The sequence below is a fragment of the Aeromonas popoffii genome, from assembly GCF_000820025.1.
Taxonomy (GTDB): domain Bacteria; phylum Pseudomonadota; class Gammaproteobacteria; order Enterobacterales; family Aeromonadaceae; genus Aeromonas; species Aeromonas popoffii.
The window spans coordinates 108,156-123,479 of sequence record NZ_CDBI01000047.1; the positions used below are offsets into that span (position 1 = coordinate 108,156).

14 protein-coding genes are annotated in these 15,324 nt (G+C 61.8%); 4 read left to right on the top strand and 10 right to left on the bottom strand.

Annotated features, from left to right (window positions below; all coding sequences use genetic code 11):
• Positions 1 to 71 precede the first annotated feature (71 nt).
• The 5 genes from mgtE to argS form a co-directional block, all read right to left on the bottom strand.
• Positions 72 to 1,496: a magnesium transporter gene (gene mgtE, locus BN1129_RS09085; RefSeq protein WP_042035927.1), complete on the bottom strand. Its 1,425-nt coding sequence runs from the start codon at positions 1,494 to 1,496 to the stop codon at positions 72 to 74.
• A 278-nt stretch (positions 1,497 to 1,774) separates the two neighbouring features.
• Positions 1,775 to 3,103, bottom strand: a complete 1,329-nt coding sequence (gene hslU, locus BN1129_RS09090) for an HslU--HslV peptidase ATPase subunit (protein WP_042035928.1) — start codon at positions 3,101 to 3,103, stop codon at positions 1,775 to 1,777.
• A gap of 64 nt (positions 3,104 to 3,167) precedes the next feature.
• Positions 3,168 to 3,701, bottom strand: coding sequence for an ATP-dependent protease subunit HslV (gene hslV / locus BN1129_RS09095; protein ID WP_042035930.1), 534 nt, complete (start codon positions 3,699 to 3,701; stop codon positions 3,168 to 3,170).
• Positions 3,702 to 3,894: 193 nt separating this feature from the next.
• Entirely contained in the window at positions 3,895 to 4,710 is an 816-nt protein-coding gene (locus BN1129_RS09100) for an SPOR domain-containing protein (RefSeq protein ID WP_042035932.1), read from the bottom strand.
• 3 nt (positions 4,711 to 4,713) lie between these two features.
• Positions 4,714 to 6,459, bottom strand: a complete 1,746-nt coding sequence (argS, locus tag BN1129_RS09105; protein WP_042035933.1) for an arginine--tRNA ligase — start codon at positions 6,457 to 6,459, stop codon at positions 4,714 to 4,716.
• A gap of 314 nt (positions 6,460 to 6,773) precedes the next feature.
• Here argS and BN1129_RS09110 point away from each other — a divergent pair, with 314 nt between their 5' ends.
• The 3 genes from BN1129_RS09110 to BN1129_RS09120 all read left to right on the top strand — a co-directional run bounded on the left by BN1129_RS09110 (position 6,774) and on the right by BN1129_RS09120 (position 8,713).
• Positions 6,774 to 7,340 (top strand): LON peptidase substrate-binding domain-containing protein, encoded by a 567-nt coding sequence (locus BN1129_RS09110; RefSeq protein WP_042035934.1) that lies wholly within the window; start codon positions 6,774 to 6,776, stop codon positions 7,338 to 7,340.
• Between the two features lie 133 nt (positions 7,341 to 7,473).
• Positions 7,474 to 8,043, top strand: coding sequence for a sigma-70 family RNA polymerase sigma factor (locus tag BN1129_RS09115; protein ID WP_042035936.1), 570 nt, complete (start codon positions 7,474 to 7,476; stop codon positions 8,041 to 8,043).
• Positions 8,036 to 8,713: a ChrR family anti-sigma-E factor gene (locus BN1129_RS09120; protein WP_042035937.1), complete on the top strand. Its 678-nt coding sequence runs from the start codon at positions 8,036 to 8,038 to the stop codon at positions 8,711 to 8,713. Before BN1129_RS09115 ends, BN1129_RS09120 begins: the two co-directional genes overlap by 8 nt.
• Before the next feature lie 63 nt (positions 8,714 to 8,776).
• On the opposite strand, the gene bacA is transcribed toward BN1129_RS09120, so the two are convergent.
• The 5 genes from bacA to galE form a co-directional block, all read right to left on the bottom strand.
• The gene (gene bacA / locus BN1129_RS09125) at positions 8,777 to 9,592 is read right to left on the bottom strand and encodes an undecaprenyl-diphosphate phosphatase (protein ID WP_042035938.1); all 816 of its coding nucleotides are present in this window, start codon (positions 9,590 to 9,592) and stop codon (positions 8,777 to 8,779) included.
• A gap of 115 nt (positions 9,593 to 9,707) precedes the next feature.
• Positions 9,708 to 10,733 (bottom strand): galactose-1-epimerase, encoded by a 1,026-nt coding sequence (gene galM, locus BN1129_RS09130; protein WP_042035940.1) that lies wholly within the window; start codon positions 10,731 to 10,733, stop codon positions 9,708 to 9,710.
• Positions 10,730 to 11,878 carry a galactokinase gene (galK, locus tag BN1129_RS09135; protein WP_042035942.1) on the bottom strand — a complete coding sequence of 383 codons (1,149 nt, stop codon included), beginning with the start codon at positions 11,876 to 11,878 and terminating at the stop codon, positions 10,730 to 10,732. Before galK ends, galM begins: the two co-directional genes overlap by 4 nt.
• Entirely contained in the window at positions 11,875 to 12,933 is a 1,059-nt protein-coding gene (locus tag BN1129_RS09140) for a UDP-glucose--hexose-1-phosphate uridylyltransferase (RefSeq protein ID WP_042036037.1), read from the bottom strand. The genes galK and BN1129_RS09140 overlap by 4 nt, the downstream gene beginning before the upstream one ends.
• An 82-nt stretch (positions 12,934 to 13,015) precedes the next feature.
• A complete protein-coding gene (gene galE / locus BN1129_RS09145) occupies positions 13,016 to 14,029 on the bottom strand; it encodes a UDP-glucose 4-epimerase GalE (RefSeq protein ID WP_042035943.1) in 1,014 nt (337 codons plus the stop codon).
• Between the two features lie 202 nt (positions 14,030 to 14,231).
• Between galE and BN1129_RS09150 the strand changes: the two genes are divergently transcribed.
• Positions 14,232 to 15,239 (top strand): substrate-binding domain-containing protein, encoded by a 1,008-nt coding sequence (locus tag BN1129_RS09150; RefSeq protein ID WP_042035945.1) that lies wholly within the window; start codon positions 14,232 to 14,234, stop codon positions 15,237 to 15,239.
• Positions 15,240 to 15,324 lie beyond the last annotated feature (85 nt).

Here is a 15,324-nt window from a genome sequence, read left to right on the forward strand (position 1 = left end):
CAGCCCGCCCCCTGGAACAGAGAAAGGGGTCCGTGCAGGACCCCTTTTTTGATCGGGACGACTCGTCCTTACTAGATGAGGAACAGGGTCGCCAGCCCGAGGAAGATGAAGAAGCCGCCGGTATCCGTGATGGCGGTGATCATCACGCTGGCACCGATCGCCGGATCCCGGCCGAGACGTGACATCGTCATGGGGATGATGACCCCCATCAGGGCGGCGACCAGCAGGTTGATCATCATGGCCAACGTCATCACGGCGCCCAGCGCGGCATCCTGATAGAGGGCATAGGTGGCCAGCCCCATGGTGCCGCCCCACACCAGGCCGTTGATAAGTGCCACCCCCAGTTCGCGCCACAGCAGGAAGGAGACGTTGCCGGCCTGGATGTGCTGCAGCGCCAGCGCCCGCACTATCATGGTGATGGTCTGGTTGCCTGTGTTGCCGCCGATCCCCGCGACTATGGGCATCAGGGCCGCCAGCGCCACCAGTTGCGATATGGTGTGCTCGAACAGACCTATGACCCGGGAGGCCACGAAGGCGGTACAGAGGTTGATGGCGAGCCAGGCCCAGCGGGTCTTGACCGCTTTGCTGACCGGGGCGAATACGTCTTCATCTTCGCTGATCCCCCCCATGCGGCGCAGATCTGTGTCGCTCTCCTCATACACCAGATCCACCACCTCGGCGACGGTGAGGCGGCCCATCAGCTTGCCGCGTGCGTCCACCACGGCGGCGGAGATCAGGTCATCCCGCTCGAAGGTACGGGCCGCTGCCTCGTCGTTGTCCTCCGGATCGAAGGTGACCGGATCCCGCTCCATCACCTCGGCGACCAGGGTTGCCGGCTTGTGCAGCAGCACTGTGGTGAGCGGCAGCTCCCCCTGCAGTCGGTTGCGCCTGTCGATGACGAACAGCTTGTCGGTGTTGACGGGGATCTTGCCACGCAGGCGCAGGTAGCGCTGCACGGTCGCCAGACTCACCTCGGCGCGCACCGTGATGAGCTCGAAGTCCATCATGGTGCCGACCGTGTGCTTGCCGTAGCGGATCACCTCTCTCACCCGATCTCGCTGGGGAGGTGCCATGGAGGTGAGCAGTCGGCCCATCAGGTTGCGGGGCAGATATTGGCCGAGGTAGATCTGATCGTCTATGTCCAGGGTACGCAGGGCATGCAGCAGCGCCTTGTCGCTCATGCCGCTGATCAGGCTGTCCCACACTGTCTCCGAGGCCTCGACCAGCACCTGGCCATGCTTCGCCTCATCCACCAGTTGCCACAGCACGTGGCGCTCGTCCGGTGGCAGGGATTCCAGCGCATCGGCGATATCTGCGGCGGGCAGGCGGTTGACCAGATTGGTGATCTCGCTGGTCTGGTCGCGTAGCTCGGCATCCTGTACCGCCTGCGGATCCAGCAGGCTGTCGGTGAGGGCATCATCGACCAGCAGTAGGGTGAGAATGCGCGATCTGTCTTGTTCACGCTGCTTGGCGCTGTTCTTGACGGGGAGAGACATGACACAGAATTCCTGAATTCGGTTGGCCGGATGACCTTCCCTATAGGATACCAGACTCAAAACAAGAGGTTATGACCATGAATGCGGTAAGTGCGGATAAAAAAACCGCCACCATGATGGTGACGGTCTCAATGGCGAGCCTGACGGCGGGCTCAGGCCAGTGCAGCGCACCTGTCTGGCCGGGATGCAGTGCGGGCAGCGACGTGAGACTGACATGGCATAAAAAAACGCCTCCGCAGGGGGAGGCGTCTTGATACGGAAGGGTGCTGCGCTTGTGCTTACAAGATGAAGCGGCTCAGATCCTCGTCCTCGATCAGCGCCCCTAGGTGGGCATTGACGTAGTCGGTATCGATGACGAAGGTCTCGCCGGACTTCTCGGAGGCATCATAGGAGATGTCTTCCATCAGCCGCTCCATGACGGTGTGCAGGCGGCGGGCACCTATGTTCTCGGTGCGCTCGTTGACCTGCCAGGCCGCTTCGGCCAGACGGCGGATACCATCTTTGGTGAACTCGATCTTGACCCCTTCGGTGGCCATCAGCGCCTGGTACTGATCGGTGAGCGAGGCGTTCGGCTCGGTCAGGATGCGCTCGAAGTCATCTGTGGTGAGCGCGGTCAGCTCGACCCGGATGGGCAGGCGACCCTGCAGCTCTGGGATGAGATCGGACGGGCGGGCCACCTGAAAGGCACCGGAGGCGACAAACAGTATGTGGTCTGTCTTGACCATGCCGTGCTTGGTGCTGACCGTGCAGCCCTCCACCAGCGGTAGCAGGTCGCGCTGTACCCCCTCGCGGGAGACATCGGGGCCCGAGCTCTCGCCGCGCTTGCAGATCTTGTCGATCTCGTCGAGGAAGACGATGCCGTTGTTTTCGACCGCCGCAATCGCCTTCTGCTTCAACTCTTCCGGATTGACCAGCCGGGCTGCTTCCTCTTCGATCAGCACCTTCATGGCCTCTTTGACCTTGATCCTGCGCTTCTTCTTCTGGTTCTGCCCCAGGTTCTGGAACAGCCCCTGCAACTGGCTTGCCATCTCTTCCATGCCAGGGGGGGTCATGATGTCGACACCCATGGGACTGGCTGACAGCTCGAGTTCGATCTCCTTGTCATTCAGCTGGCCTTCTCGCAGCTTCTTGCGGAAGATCTGGCGGGTGTTGGAGTTGTCTGCCTTCTCCTCCTCGCCCCAGCTGTTGCGCGGGTTGGGCAGCAGGGCGTCGAGGATGCGCTCCTCGGCGGCTTCCTCGGCGCGGTATTTCATCTTCTCCATCTCGGTCTCGCGCACCAGCTTGATGGCGACGTCGGTCAGATCGCGGATGATGCTGTCCACTTCCTTACCCACATAGCCCACCTCAGTGAACTTGGTCGCTTCCACCTTGATGAAGGGGGCGTTGGCCAGCTTGGCCAGACGACGGGCGATCTCGGTCTTGCCGACCCCGGTCGGGCCTATCATCAGGATGTTTTTCGGGGTCACTTCGTGACGCATCTCTTCATCGAGCTGCATCCGGCGCCAGCGATTGCGCAGGGCGACGGCGACGGCACGCTTGGCGTCGGCCTGACCAATGATGTGTCGGTCCAGCTCGTGGACGATTTCTCTCGGGGTCATCTCGGACATGATGGAGTTCCTGTATCCGGGGCGGGCAGGGCCCACCCCTTGGAGAATGGGTTACGTGGCTGGCTTATTTAGCAGAATAGTTCAGCACTTCAATGGTGTGGTGGCCATTGGTGAAGACGCAGATGTCGCCCGCAATCTTGAGGGACTTCTCGACGATGGTCTTGGCATCCAGCTCGGTGTTTTCCAGCAGCGCGATGGCGGCGGACTGGGCGAAGTTGCCACCCGAGCCGATGGCGATGAGATCGTGCTCCGGCTGCACCACGTCACCGTTACCGGTGATGATGAAGGATTTGTGTTCGTCGGCCACCGCCAGCAGCGCTTCAAGGCGGCGCAGGGCGCGATCGGTGCGCCAATCTTTGGCCAGCGCCACGGCGGCGCGCTCCAGATTACCCTGATGGGCCTGCAGTTTTGCTTCGAAGCGCTCGAGCAGGGTGAAGGCGTCGGCGGTGCCGCCGGCGAAACCGGCCAGCACCTTGCCGTTATAGAGACGATGAACCTTGCGGGCGTTGCCCTTCATGACGGTGTTGCCAAGAGAGACTTGGCCATCGCCACCGATGACGACCTGACCGTTGCGGCGAACTGAAACTATGGTAGTCACTTTACTTACCTCGCTTGAGCCGAATAACGGCCAGACTGTGCATGGCAAGAAAGATGGGGATGGCAAGCGGGTTTTTCAAGCCTGTTGTTTGGCGGGACAAAATGGGGCGGGGCAGGTGCAGTGGCGAGTGGTACCAAAAGAAACAGGGCCGGGTGTTGCTACCCGGCCCTGATCACTCATCCGCTGGCGGTGGTCATCCCTTTTTGGGGATGCAGCCGCTGATGCCGGCGCTTTGCAGCTTGCGGTTGGCCGCATCGACGGCCGCCTTGCCGCTAAAGGGACCCACCATCACCTTATAGACGGTGCCATTGTCGCCATTTACCATCTGCAGGCTGGAGGAGAGGCCAGCGCCAAAGGCGATACGCGCCTTGAGCGACTCGGCAGAATCCTGCGAGCGCAGCGCGGCACATTGCATCATGTAGCGACCGCTGTCGGCCGCCGCCTGAGCCCTGGTGGTCTCGGCCCGTTCCCGTTCCAGCTCGGCCCGCAGTTCACGCTCCATCCGTTCCCGCTCAGCTTGGCGGTCGATCACCTGCACCTGGGCTGTGGCCACGGGGGCGGGCTTGGCGGGTTGAACCGGTTGCGGCTTGTAAGGCTGCACCTGACCTATGGGGGTGCCCGGCTGGGGAATGTCGGTCGGCACCGGCTGCGGCAGTTTCTCCGGCTGCAGGGTCAGGGTCTGGGCAGGGGGCGGTGGCAGCACACCCGGTCGGGGGGGCGGCTCTGTGATATCGACCTGCTTGTTCTCCAGCCGTTCGATATAGCTCCACTTCTCCTGCGGCAACCCGTTGTTTTGCGTCTTGGGCTTGTTGGCCTTGACCTGTTCTTCAATGGTGGGGGCATCGCTGCCCTTGCCGTTGATCATGTAGAGGAAGCCACCAAAGCCTGCCAGCAGTGCCACGACCAGCAGGATTGGAATAACAGGAAAGCGGCGAGGGGCCGCTTTCTTGGTATTGCGGCCACCCGCCCGACGTCGCGGGCGGCTGCCGACATAATCTCGGGTTGCCATCTATTACATGCGCTCCAGGGTATGGATACCCAGCACGCCCAGACCCAGTTTCAGGACCTTGGCGGTGGCGGCGCACAGCAGCAGACGGCTCTGACGGCTTGCTTCGTCCACGCCATCTTTGTTGATCGGGCAGGCTTCATAGAAGGTCATGAAGTTGCCGGACAGCTCGTAAAGGTAGGTACAGAGCAGGTGTGGCATGCCTTTGTCTGCCACGCCGTTGACCGCGTCGGAGAACTGGATCAGTTTCTGGGCCAGGGTCTCTTCGGCTTCCTCGTTCAGGGTCACAGTGCCGGTCAAGGTCTCGGCATTGACGCCGGCCTTGCGGAAGATGGACTGGATACGGGTGTAAGCGTACTGCAGGTAAGGGGCTGTGTTGCCTTCGAACGACAGCATCATGTCCCAGTCGAAGATGTAGTCTGTGGTGCGGTTCTTGGAGAGATCCGCATACTTGACCGCACCCATGGCGATGGCGTGTACCACTTCTGCCTTCTCTGCGGCGGAGAGATCACTGTTGCGGTTCTCCAGCAGGGCGCTCGCGCGCTCCTCGGCTTCGTTGAGCAGATCAACCAGCTTGACGGTGCCACCGGAGCGGGTCTTGTAGGGACGACCATCCTTGCCCAGCATCATGCCGAAGGCGTGGTGCTCAAGGGGGACGGATTCCGGCACATAGCCCGCCTTGCGGGTGATGGTCCAGGCCTGCATCAAGTGCTGGTGCTGACGGGAGTCGATGAAGTACATGACGCGGTCGGCGCCCAGGGTCTCGTAACGATACTTGGCACAGGCGATGTCGGTAGTGGTGTAGAGGAAACCGCCATCGCTCTTCTGGATGATGACGCCCATGGGCTCGCCATCCTTGTTCTTGAACTCGTCCAGGAAGACCACGGTCGCCCCTTCGCTCTCGACCGCCAGACCCTTGGCTTTCAGGTCGTCCACGATTTGCGGCAGCATGTCGTTGTACATGGACTCGCCCATGATGTCCTTGTTGGTCAGGGAGACATTCAGGCGGTCGTAGTTGATCTGGTTCTGTTCCATGGTCATGTCGACCAGCTTCTTCCACATGGTACGGCAGTACTCATCGCCGCCCTGCAGCTTGACCACGTAGTTACGGGCACGCTCGGCGAAGGCTTCGTCTTCGTCGTAGCAACGCTTGGCCTGGGTGTAGAAGGCTTCGAGATCCTTGAGCGCCATGTCGCTGGCGTGCTCGTTGGCCATCTTCTCCAGATAGGCGATCAGCATGCCGAACTGGGTGCCCCAGTCGCCGATGTGGTTGGCGCGCACTACCTTGTGGCCGAGGAATTCCAGGGCTCGGGCGGCGACGTCACCGAGCACTGTGCTGCGGATGTGGTGCACCGCCATCTCTTTGGCCACGTTCGGCGCCGAGTAATCCACCACCACGGTCTGCGGGCTGGGCAGTTTCACGTTGGCGTTGGCGCTGGTCACCATGGCCTCGACCTGGCCGGCCAGCCAGCGCTGGTCGAAGAAGAAGTTGATGAAGCCGGGGCCGGCGATCTCGACCTTGGCGATCAGGTCCGAGGCGGGCAGGTGCTCTATGATGGCAGCGGCCAGCTCACGGGGGTTCTTGCGGGCCGGTTTGGCCAGCAGCATGGCCAGGTTGGTGGCCAGGTCACCGTGAGCCTTCTCCTTGCATCGGTCTACTTGCACCCGGGCTTCCAGGTCCGCCGGCAACACGCCTGCTGACTTGAGATTGGCTACCGTTTGTTCAAGTAGATGATGAATATGCTCTTTCATAACTGACCACCGAGGTTGCGCGTCGAAAAATGACTGATATATAAGGGCGTGAATTTTACCCGCATCGGCCCGAGAAAACTATAGGGACGGCCCGCCAGAGTGGGTCGGGCGGATATTTCACTGCATTTGTCACCCGTATCCAGAATATTCAATGGAATAAATGGTGCTTATCCATTTCTACTGCATATCGAAGCGGCTTGTCCAGGCTATTTTCCCCTGATTGTTAAGGGTTTTTTTTATTCCAACTCGGTCTGAATGATCTGCCCTTCCACGGCGGTCGTATCGACAGGTATCTTCCACAGAGGAATATTCTGATGAAACTGGCGCTGTTTCCCCTCTCGGCTCACCTGCTGCCCGGTGGCATCATGCCGCTGCGCATCTTCGAGCCCAGATACCAGCGCATGATCGCCGCGGCGGGAGATCAGGGCTTCGTGCTCTGCATGCTCGACCCCCGTCAGCCTGATGCGCTGCGTAACATGTATCCCATCGCCACCCGGGTGCGGATCATCGATTTCGATCAACTGCCAGATGGTCTGCTGGGGATCACAGTGCTCGGCATTGAGCGAGTCAGGATCGCCGAGCTGTGGCAGGAGCCCGACGGGCTGAGGATCGGTGAGGTGGCGCTGCTGCCGCCCTGGCAGGCGGGTAGGCTCAATGCCGATCAGCACTCCCTGGCCAGGGCACTGCAGGATGTGTTCAATGACTACCCGGAATATGCGGCGCTCTACCATGATCCCGACTGGTACGATGCCAGCTGGGTGGCTCAGCGTTGGCTGGAGGTGCTGCCCATTCCCGTAGAACAGAAGCAGTGGTTGCTGGCGGCGGAAGACAACCAGCCCGCACTCTCCCTGCTGAGCGGCCTGCTGGTTGCCAGCCATTGAGTGCATATTTTCGGCCCTGCCAGTGATCCTTTTTCCACACCCGGCGTAATGGTGATGACCACAACATTGAAGGCATGGCGCAATGGCATATACTGGCCAACCCCAATCGACTCAGCGCAGGATATCGCCCCCCATGGACAACCCAGATGGCGATCTGAAGTCTCTTCTCATCCGGGTCGCCGAGCAGGCCGACAAGGCTGCCTTCGCCCGCCTGTTTCACCACTTTGCGCCGCGCATCCGCAGCTATGGGCTGCGTCACCTCGGCAGCGAAGCCAACGCCATGGAGCTGGTGCAGGAAACCATGTTGCTGGTGTGGCAGAAGGCCCGCCTCTACCACCCCGAGAAGGGGGCGCCGACCACCTGGATCTACACCGTCATGCGCAACCAGAGTTTTGACATGCTGCGCCGCCGTCGCGCCAGCAAGGAGGATCTCTGCGCCGAGGAGTTGTGGCCCATGCTGGAGTTCAGGGCGGAAGAGGAGCACCTGAGCGGTGGTGAGGATGCCGTGCTGACTCGCCAGATGGCGCACTACCTCGCCACTCTGCCGGAACCGCAACAGCAGGTGGTGCGCGGCATCTATCTGCAGGAGTTCTCCCAGCAGGAGCTGGCGGAGCGACTCGGCGTACCGCTTGGTACCATCAAATCCCGCCTCAGACTGGCACTACAGAAATTGAAAGAGCAAGTGGAGCAAGGCCATGATTAAAACCCATCCGATTCACGCCATGTTGCGCGCCTTCGCTGCCGACGAGCTGCCCCTGCCGCTGGCGGTCGGTGTCTCTGCCCATTGCGAGCTCTGCCCCGAGTGTGCCGCCCGCTTGCAGGCCTGTGAAGAGGCGCTGGCCCGTCAGTATCTGGAGCCGGTAGATGAGCCAACTGAGACAAGCGAAAGCATGCCGGTGGAGCTCGATGCCATGCTGGCCGGCATACTGCAACAGCCGGTGGCCAGCCCGGCCGAACTCGGCCAGCCGGTGCGGCCAGCACCCGAGTTGCAGGTGGCGGGCCAGTCATACCGGTTGCCCAGGGTGTTGGCTCGTCACCATGCCCCCAAGTGGCGCCACATAGGTGCCATTCGTCAGCACAGCTTGCCGCTGGACGAGTTGGGGGCCCGTGCCAGCCTGCTGCACATCGAGGCAGGTGGCCGCATACCCGAGCACACCCATCAGGGCTATGAGTTGACCCTGCTGCTGGCTGGCAACATACAGGACGGGGAGACCTGCTATCAGGCGGGGGACTTCATCTGGCGCGATGCCAGCCACGCCCACAGTCCGCACACTCCGGACGGGTGCCTCTGCTACACGGTGCAGGATGCGCCGGTCCAGTTCACCAAGGGACTGTCGCGGCTGCTCAACGGCATCACCCATCGTCTCTATTGAGGTGGGGCAGCAATAGAAAAAGGGACCGAAAGGTCCCTTTTTCATTCGGCTATTTGCCTGTCATCAGGCCACAAACACCAGGTAGACGACGAAGGCCACGATAAAGCGATAGATGGCGAACGGAATGAAGTCGAGGCGACGGATCAGCGCCAGGAAGGTCTTGATGGCAATCATGGCGACCACGAAGGCAGTGATGAACCCCACCGCAAACATGGGAAAGTCGGCCATGGAGAGGAGGTCGCGGCTCTTGTAGAGATCCAGCCCGCTTGCCGCCACCATCATGGGCACCGCCAGGATGAAGGAGAACTCGGCTGCCGCCTGACGACTGATCCCCATCAGCATGCCGCCGCTGATGGTGGCGCCGGAGCGGGAGAAGCCGGGCCAGAGCGCCAGACACTGGAACAGACCTATGCCGAATGCCTGTTTGTAGCTGATGTCATCCAGGGTCTCGGAGCGTACCGCCGGGCGACATTTCTCGGCGATGATCAGCAGTATGCCGCCAGCCACCAGGGCGTACATCACTGTCTCGGGGCCGAACAGGTTGGCTTTGATCCAGCTGTGAATGGCGAGGCCGATGATCACGGCGGGCAGCATGCCGAGGATGATGTGCACCAGGGAGAGGGTGGCGTGATCCTGCGCTGGCTTCTGGCCAAAGTGGATGCCAATCAGGCCGAACAGGCGGCGCCAGAAGACGGCCACGACCGCGAGAATGGATCCCATCTGGATCACTATCTCGAAGGTGGCGGCCTTGGGGCCTTCGAAGCCCAGCAGGTGGCCGACGATGATCATGTGGCCGGTGGAGGAGACGGGGAGGAACTCGGTCAGCCCCTCGACGACGCCCAGAATAAAGGCGACCAGCAGGCTATAAGTGTCAGTCATCGAACAAACAGTCCTTAATTTCGTTGATGTAAAAACGCCCCGGGAAGGTCTCGGGGCGGTTTATCTTGCTCGATTGTGACAGATGAGGCCATGTAAATCTTAAGATCTGCCGATCTCAGTTGCGGATAAAACGGTAGCGGGTCTGGTGGTGGTAGTAGTGTCCCGGCAGCAGCCAGGGGTTGCCGAGCTCGGGCCGGTTGGGGCTGTCCGGTAACTGCTGCGCCTCCAGGCAGAAGCCGTCGTAATCCCGATACGGCTGGCCGTCGCGGCTCGGCGTATTGGCAAGCCAGTTGCCGGTGTAAAACTGCAGCGAAGGCTGGTTGGTGTAGACCTCCATCGCCAGCTGCCGATCGCCGGAGATCACTCGTGCGGCCCAGGTATGCTCAGGGTCAGGGAGCGGTAAAGAGGGGATCTCTCGGCTGTCATGCCGTAGCTGGTTGAGCAGGAAGGCGTGATCGTACCCCCTGGCCTGCTGTTGCTGGGGATGGCTCAGCCAATCCTGGCCTATTGGGCGCGGGGCGCGCAGATCGAAGGGGCCTTCCACCGGCGTAATGGCCAGCGGCAGACCGCTCTCATCGGTTGGCAAAAAGCGATCGGCGTTGAGGCTGATGGTGTGCTCGCGTACATCGCCGCCCCCATCCAGGTTGAAGTAGGCATGACTGGTGAGACTGACCGGGGTCGGTGCATCCGTGCTGGCCCTGAAATCGACCACCAGATCGCACTGCTCCAGCCGGTACTCCAGCGTCACCCGCACGTTGCCGGGGAAACCCTGATCGCCCGCCTTTGACAGCAGGACGAGTCTGACCCTATCAGCCTCCAGCTCCTTGATGTTCCAGCGCTGGCGATGAAATCCCTCTCGTCCGCCGTGCAGGCAGTGGGGCGCCTGATTGGCATCCAGCGGCCAGTGCTGGCCATCGCGCACCAGTTTGGCGCCGCCAATGCGGTTGGCAAAACGCCCAGCGACTGCGCCCAGCCACGCTTGCTGCGCAGGATAGGCTGCTTCGGCGCAGCCCAGCAGCACCTCGCGGTGCTTGCCCGCTACCGGCAGGGTGAGGGAGGTGAGGGTGGCGCCAAAATCGAGGCCGCGCAGGCGCAGCCCCTCTTCGTTTTCCAGCTCGAATGGGGTCATGGCGCCGCTCATAACTTGCCTGCCCCTGAACTGGCGCGGCAGACATAGCTATCGGCCTTGAGACCGAAGTGGGCCGGATACTCGGCGTCGACGGCGGCAATCACCTCGGCCACCTGCGCCGGGCGTAGCAGGGCAACCACGCAGCCGCCGAAGCCGCCGCCCGTCATCCGCACACCGCCTTCGCGGCCAAGCTTGGCCTTGATGATCTCCACCAGACCGTCGATGGGGGGCACTGTGATCTCGAAGTCATCGCGCATGGCAGCGTGGGACTCGGCCATCAGTTCGCCGAGGCGCACCAGATCGCCGGACTCCAGCGCATCGGCGGCGGCCAGGGTGCGGGCGTTTTCGCCCACCACGTGGCGAGCGCGGCGGTAGCAGATCTCATCCAGCCCGGCCTTGCCCGCTTCCAGCGCGGCCATGTCGAGGTCGCGCAGCGCCTTGACCCCGTAGTGGCGGGCGGCGGTTTCACACTGCTGACGGCGGGTGTTGTATTCGCTGTCCACCAGACCGCGCCACACGTTGGAGTTGACGATCAGCACCGCCAGATCGGGGGGCATGGGGATGAGACGGGTTTCGAGCGAGCGGCAGTCGAGCAGCAGGGCATGATCCTGTTTGCCGCTGGCGGAGATCATCTGATCCATGATGCCGCAGTTGCAGCCGACGAACTGGTTCTCCGCCTGCTGGCCATTGAGCGCGATCTCGGCCTGGCTGATGTCGAGCCCCAGCGCCTCCTTGAAGGCCTGGCCTATGGCCACCTCCAGCGAGGCGGACGAAGACAGGCCGGTGCCCTGCGGCACGTTGCCCGAGACCACCAGGTTGAGGCCGCGCAGCGCATGGCCGCGCACCTGCAGGTATTTCACCACGCCGCGGATGTAGTCGCTCCAGCGCTGCTCGGCATGATGGGTGATGGGGTGGTTCAAATCGAACAGGTCGTGCTGGTTGCCATAATCGGCGGCGATCACGTGCACCAGGCTGTCATCCCGCAGGCCGATGGCGACGCAGGTTTCGAAGTCGATGGCGCAGGGCAGCACGAAACCGTCGTTGTAGTCAGTGTGTTCGCCGATGAGGTTGACGCGGCCGGGGGCACGCACCAGCAGGGCGGGTTGCTGCCCAAACTGCTCTGCATAAACGGCGCTGACGTGTTGGCTGGGGGTCATAGGGTTTCCTCATTGGCTTGGCTGGTCTGGTTGTAGTGAATCGGGTTCAGGGCACGCAGCCGTTCTGCAGCTTGCTCCGGTGTGAGGTCGCGTTGGGCTTCTGCCAGCATCTCGAAGCCCACCATGAACTTGCGCACCGTGGCGGAGCGCAGCAGGGGCGGATAGAAGTGGGCGTGCAGCTGCCAGGCTTCCGGGCAGTCGGAGTGCGGCGGCGCGAAGTGCCAACCCATGGAGTAGGGAAAACTGCACTCGAACAGGTTGTCGTAACGGCTGGTGAGCTCCTTGAGTGCCACCGCCAGATCCTGCTGCAGCTCGGGGGTGAGGCCGAGCAGGGAAGGCACATGGGTCTTGGGCAGCAGCAGGGTTTCGAACGGCCAGGCGGCCCAGAAGGGAACGACTGCCAGCCAGTGTTCGGTTTCCACGACGATACGGGTACGATCCACCAGCTCCCGCTCCACATATTCGACCAGCAGCGGGCGGCCATGCTCGGCCAGCCAGTCACGCTGGTGCTGTTCTTCGCGGGCGATTTCGTTGGGCAGAAAATCGCTGCCCCACAACTGGCCGTGAGGGTGGGGGTTGGAGCAGCCCATGACGGCGCCCTTGTTTTCAAACACTTGCACCCATTGCCACTGGCTCGACAGCTCGGCCACCTGTTCCATCCAGGTGGTGATCACGGCCTCTATGGCGGGCAGCGGCAGCTCGGGCAGTGTCTTGCCGTGATCGGGCGAGAAGCAGATGACCCGGCTGGTGCCGCGGGCGGCCTCCAGTTTCAGCAGGGGATCCTGGTCGCCATGGGTGGGCGGCGTGTCCTGCATCAGGGCGGCGAAGTCGTTGGTGAAGACGAAGGTGCCCTGATAGTCCGGGTTCTTGTCGCCGGTGACGCGCTGGTTGCCTGCGCAGAGGAAGCAATCCGGATCATGGGAGTGATTCGGCGCCTGACTTATCTTCTCTACCTGGCCCTGCCATGGGCGCTTGGCCCTGTGGGGGGAGACCAGCACGTATTGACCGGTCAGTGGGTTGAAACGACGGTGGGGGTGATCAACCGGGTTGAACATCATCACTCCTCATTATTTGATGAAATGGATGGATTGGCCGCCTGCCGGGCGGACGAAGGAGGGCGAGAGGCACTGGGCATGTTCACGCCTCGTACCCCTGCGGATTGGCGGACTGCCAGCGCCAGCTGTCGGCGCACATGGTTGCGAGATCCCGACTGGCCCGCCAGCCCAGCTCGCGCTCTGCCTTGGCGGGATCGGCCCAGCACTCGGCGATGTCGCCGGGGCGCCTGGGTTCAATGCGATAGGGCAGCGGCCGACCGGAGGCGGCTTCGAACGCCGCGACCATTTGCAACACGCTCTGGCCCTGACCTGTGCCCAGGTTGTAGACGTGCATGCCCCCCTGCCGGGCGCAATGTTGCAGCGCTTTGACGTGTCCCTCGGCGAGATCCATCACGTGGATGTAGTCCCGCACCCCGGTGCCATCGACGGTGGGGTAATCGTTTCCAAAGACAGAGAGAGAGGCGCGGCGGCCGATGGCGACCTGGGTCAGGAAGGGCATCAAATTGTTGGGTATGCCCTGGGGATCTTCCCCCAGGGAGCCGGAGCTATGGGCGCCGACCGGGTTGAAGTAGCGCAGCAGCGTCATGCTCCAATGGGGTTCAGCCTGCTGCAGATCCTCGAGGATCTCCTCGATGATCAGCTTGGATCGCCCGTAGGGATTGGTGGCGCTGCGCGGGAAGTCCTCCCGGATGGGCGTGCTGGCCGGATCGCCATAGACGGTGGCTGACGAGCTGAACACCAGGCTGTCGACCCCGGCACGTTTCATCGCCTGCAACAGGGTGAGGGTGCCGCTCAGGTTGTTCTCGTAGTAGTCCAGCGGAATACGGGTCGACTCACCGACGGCTTTCAGAGCGGCAAAATGGATCACTGCGTCGATCTGTTGTTCGGCAAAGATCCGATCCAGCAGGACGGCATCGCGAATATCCCCTTGATAGAAGACGGGTTGCTGGCCGCTGATGGCGGCGATGCGAGCCAGTACGCCCGCCTTGCTATTGCAGAGGTTATCCACCACAACGGGTTTCATTCCCGCTGCCTGCAAGGCCAGACAGGTGTGGCTGCCGATATATCCGCAACCGCCGGTGACCAGAACGTTCATCTTGCTCTCCACTGAAAAAGTGCCTGGAAGAAGTCTAGCCGAGGGGGTGGCGACCAAACTGTGAGCTTGCTTGCAAAATAGTGTAAACGATTACATTGTTTTTGGGATTATTCTGGTAGCAGATATGCGCTTCACCCCTGTTTTCAATAGGTTTGCTGGGTATAATGGTGCGCTATTGCACAGTGAAATAAGTGAAAACAGCATGAGCACCATCAAGGATGTCGCCCGTTTGGCCAATGTGTCGGTGGCAACGGTTTCACGGGTGATGAACAACTCCCCCAAGGCCAGCGCCGCTTCTCGCGAGGTGGTGCAGAAGGCCATGGCCGAGCTGGGCTATACCCCCAACGCCAACGCGCGGGCACTGGTGAGCCAGACCTGTGACACCATGGGCGTGGTGGTCGGTGACGTGGCGGATCCCTTCTTCGGCGCCCTGATCAAGGGGGTGGCGGCGATTGCGGTGGGGCAGGGGTTGCACCTGTTGATGGGTAATGGTTTTCACAGGGCACAACAAGAGCGGGAATCCATCGAGCTGCTGATCGGCAAGCGCTGCGAGGCGCTGGTGGTGCACAGCAAGGCGCTGAGCGACGAGGAGCTTATCGACTACGCCATGCGGGTGCCCGGCATGGTGCTGATCAACCGCGATATTCCTGCCCTCAAGGGACGCTGCATCGCCCTTAACAACCGGCTGGGGGCCGCTACGGCGACCCGTCATCTGATCGATCTGGGCCATCGCCATATCGCGTTTATCAGCTCGGATCACGCCATTGAGGATGCCACCTTGCGTCTGCAGGGCTATCAGGACGGGTTGATGGAGGCGGGTCTGGCAGCAAATCCGGAGCTGATCGAGAGCGGCACACCGAGCGAGGAGGGGGGCGAGCGCGCCATGCTCAACCTGTTGGCCAAGGGGCTCAGGGTGACCGCCGTAGTGGCCTATAACGATGCCATGGCGGCCGGCGCCATCTCGGTGCTGGCGGATAATGGCCTCAAGGTGCCGGAGGAGGTCTCTGTGGTGGGCTTCGATGACATCATCTATGCCAGATACCTGAGACCCAAGCTATCCACCATGCGCTATCCCATCGAGCTGATGGCTGCCCAGGCTGCCAAGCTGGCTATTCAGCTGGCGGCGGGGGAGAGTGAGGCGACCCAGAGCCGGATTTATACCCCCACGCTGATCAATCGCCACTCGGTCGCACCGGTTCGGGCCGGATAGCGTTCAGGCACGGCCTCGTTCGAGGTCGTGTTATGCGCGTTTATTTTTTTACCTGGTTTTTAATCATTTTTACTCCGTTTTACTT